This window comes from Agrobacterium sp. ES01, from assembly GCF_050320885.1.
Taxonomy (GTDB): Bacteria; Pseudomonadota; Alphaproteobacteria; order Rhizobiales; family Rhizobiaceae; genus Allorhizobium.
The window spans coordinates 1-1,515 of sequence record NZ_JBNQTH010000018.1 but is presented as its reverse complement, the minus strand read 5'-3'; the positions used below and the strand labels follow the sequence as shown (position 1 = coordinate 1,515).

General features: G+C 57.2%; 1 protein-coding gene. It reads right to left on the bottom strand.

The window, feature by feature from the left end:
- Window positions 1-74 precede the first annotated feature (74 nt).
- A protein-coding gene (locus tag ACQQ2Q_RS22530) for an IS3 family transposase (protein ID WP_428189336.1) occupies window positions 75-1,426 on the bottom strand; the annotation gives its coding sequence in 2 pieces (ribosomal slippage) (window positions 75-1,090 and window positions 1,090-1,426; 1,353 coding nt in all).
- Window positions 1,427-1,515: the final 89 nt, after the last annotated feature.

The following is a 1,515-nucleotide window of genomic DNA, read 5'->3' as shown; positions in this document are numbered from 1 at the left end:
TGTCCGTCGTCGAATGATTTGAGACGTTTTGGGCTTTGGAAGAATGGAGTTTCCGGCTCGGTTTGCGGGTTGATTTAAGCCGCTTTGGCTTGGTGGTTCAAGCGGCGCTGTCTGATGGTGTCGCGTTTGATCCTTTCGCGTTCGAGCAAGATGGTCTGGCCGCGTCCGAAGTAGACGTCGGCCGGAGTGAGATTGTCGAGGCTTTCGTGGTATCGACGATGATTGTAATGCTCGACGAAGGCCGCGATCTGCGCCTCAAGGTCTTCCTTGAAGAAGTAGTTTTCCAGCAGGATGCGGTTCTTCAACGTCTGATGCCAGCGTTCTATCTTGCCCTGCGTCTGCGGATGACCCGGAGCGCCGTGGACCTGGTCGATGTTGAATCTCTCCAGCCATTCACCGAGATCGGAGGCGACGTAACACGGGCCGTTGTCGGACAGCAGGCGTGGCCGATGTTCGACCCTGACCCGGTCGCAGCCTGACGCAGCAAGCGCCAGATCGAGCGTGTCGGTGACGTCGTCCACCTTCATGGTGGTGCATAGCTTCCAGGCGATGATATAACGCGAGAAGTCGTCGAGGATCGTTGACAGGTAGAACCATCCCCAGCCGATGACCTTGAGGTAGGTGAAGTCGGTTTGCCACATCTCGTTCGGCCGCGTGGCCTTGTCCTTGAACTCGTCATTGGCCTTGATGACGATATAGGCTGGCGACGTGATCAGATCGTGGGCCTTGAGCAGGCGATAGACCGAAGCCTCTGACACGAAATAGCTTTCCGTGTCGGTGAACTTCACCGCCAGCTCGCGTGGCGACAGATCGGCGTGGTCCAGCGCCATGGTGACAATGCGATCCCTGATATTGTCGGGAATGCGGTTCCACACTCGTGACGGCGCGGATGTCCGGTCTTCCAGACCCTCGACACCGTGGGTCTGGAAACGATCATACCAGCGATAGAAGGTCGGCCTTGGAATGCCGAGCCGGTCTAGGGTTTGTCTGGCCGACAGGTGCGACTGCTCGACCAACCGGATGATCTCAAGCTTCTCGGTGGCGGGATATCTCATTCTTCGTCGCCCCCATCCCCGATCATGCTTTTTTTGAGCAGGCGGTTTTCCAGGGTGAGATCAGCCAGCGCCTCTTTCAGGTCGCGGCTTTCACGGCGCAGCGCCTTGACCTCGTCGCTGGTCGCCGAGCGGGCGGTATCACCCGCAAGCCGCTTCTTGCCTGCTTCGAGGAATTCCTTCGACCAGCTATAATACAGGCTCTCGGCAATCCCTTCACGGCGACAAATTGCGGCAATGCTGTCCTCGCCACGCAACCCCTCAAGCACAATGCGGATTTTGTCCTCGGCAGAATGATGCTTGCGCGTGGCGCGGCGGATGTCCTTGATCGTCTTCTCGGCCGTCGATGTCTGCGGCCCGGATTTCTGTCTCATATTCGCTTCCTTTGATTGAGCTACGATGAGCCGAAAATCCTCTCTTCTCAATTAAACCAATTCTGTCTCATAGGCGCTGATGTCGGACA